The 1,725-nt window shown below is 44.9% G+C and carries 2 protein-coding genes; both read right to left on the reverse strand.

The annotated features are described in order from the left end of the window. Positions 1-9: 9 nt before the first annotated feature. Entirely contained in the window at positions 10-1,113 is a 1,104-nt protein-coding gene (locus DXB58_RS27490) for a plasmid recombination protein (RefSeq protein WP_007572070.1), read from the reverse strand. A gap of 355 nt (positions 1,114-1,468) precedes the next feature. Next, positions 1,469-1,723: a hypothetical protein gene (locus DXB58_RS28305; RefSeq protein WP_117921822.1), complete on the reverse strand. Its 255-nt coding sequence runs from the start codon at positions 1,721-1,723 to the stop codon at positions 1,469-1,471. Positions 1,724-1,725: the final 2 nt, after the last annotated feature.

A 1,725-nucleotide genomic window follows, 5' to 3' on the forward strand; every position in this document is an offset into this window, starting at 1 on the left:
GGGGGGGGGTTACATACCCATGCCGAAACCTCTGCTTCTGGTGATTTGCTTGAGTAGGTCTTTCCCCTCTTCCATAGCTTTTGATATGTTTGGGAAATGATGCCTTAAAGCCTCCAGTTGTTCGGAATTGAACAAGTCTTTCATCTTACCAAGTTCTTTTTTCAATTCCTTGGTTTCGGTCTTTAGTTCTTGGTTCTCCGTTCTTAGTCGGTTACTGGTTGTCCTTGCATTGTCCATTTGCTGTCTATAATACTCCTTGTCGTTCTCGGCTTTGAATACCTTTGTGCCGTTTCGCTCTTTTTCAAGTATAGCCTTTCCCAGTCTATCGGATAGCTGTTCATTTTCCCCCTCTAAAGCCTTTATTTTGGCTTTTAAGGCATCTTTTTCCCTATCGTTAACCGTTTTCCCTATCAAGCCGTAAAACTTCTCTGAAGCCTTAGAAATGAGTTTTTGGACGTTTTTCTTTGTTTCAATGGAACGTAGTTCTTTCTGAAGCTGAAGAAGCTGGTTTTGCACGTCCTTGTGCTTGTCTAACGCACTGGATATATCGTTGGATAGTTCCTGAAGCTGTTCTTTCGCACATTCGGTCTTGTACTGCATAGCCGATAAGTGTTTGCGATCAGAAGAAACACCACGTTCCATGCCCAGTGCTTCAGATGCTATGGTTTGGAGTTCTGCCATGTCATCACGCGATAAACGCACACTCTTCCCGTTCGGCTGCGTCCAATCGAAAACTACATGGGCGTGAAGGTTAGGTGTCCATTGCTTTGCGTTCATGTATCCTTCGTCCTTGTGTATATGGATTTGAAACGCTTCAATACCGAAACGTTCCTTGCAGACCGCAGCGAATTGCTGGAGTTCCTGCATGGTGGTTTCTTGCTTGATTACTATTACCCCCTCCCGTATGGGTGCTGCTTTAGTCTGCATCTTCTGCCCAACCGTATCGAAATATCTCTGTTTCGCACTCTCCAGCCGATGGGAGATGCTATCTCCAACCCAGCTTTCATTCAAATGACTAAGTTCCGGACGAACATAGTCCAACTCTTTTTCCCTAAAGTTGTGAATCTCGCTCCCCGGCTTCACTGCTTGTACATGAATACTTGTTGCTCCCATAAGTTAACATTTTTGTGACAATCGATAACAGCCGGTGACAGCCGGCTGACAGGGGGTTAAGGGGGCTTGTCCCCTTACACACGTACCCTTTAGGGTGCTAGTGTGCTATCACCATACTGCATAGGTGCGAAGTTAGTGAATGTTTTGTAAATGCACAAATAAAGGGGAAAACATTTGGATTTGCGACAATAAAGTACTACCTTTGTTGCTGACCAAACGGTAGCTGACCGATACGGGAGAGTTACCAAAATACAAGCCGCTGGAGTTAATTGACGGACATCCGACATCCCCAGCGGCTTTATTTTTGCCTATCTGCTTCGTCTAGGCATACCAGTACCTCTACTAAAAATGTACTTCAAAGATACTTATTTTCTACCGACTTGATAGTTTTTACCCCATATTCTTGGACATTTTTCCCCCATGAGGTTATCTTTGTAGGGTGAAAGAGAAACCCATAAACGGGGATAGATTGAATGCTGGGAAGCATAAACAATCGGGGTAAGGTTAGCGAACCTTGCCTTTCATCCCCCATTATAACTTTACATAGAGGAACTTTATCTATCCCCCCCCGCCCCCAAAGGGGGAGCGACCAAACGGCAGCTTCACTCAATG

The organism is Bacteroides sp. OM05-10AA (genome assembly GCF_003439055.1).
GTDB lineage: Bacteria > Bacteroidota > Bacteroidia > Bacteroidales > Bacteroidaceae > Bacteroides > Bacteroides intestinigallinarum.

Excerpts from the sequence above, each read along its gene's own strand:
- DXB58_RS27490 (WP_007572070.1), bottom strand. The coding sequence starts at position 1,113 with ATGGGAGCAACAAGTATTCATGTACAAGCAGTGAAGCCGGGGAGCGAG.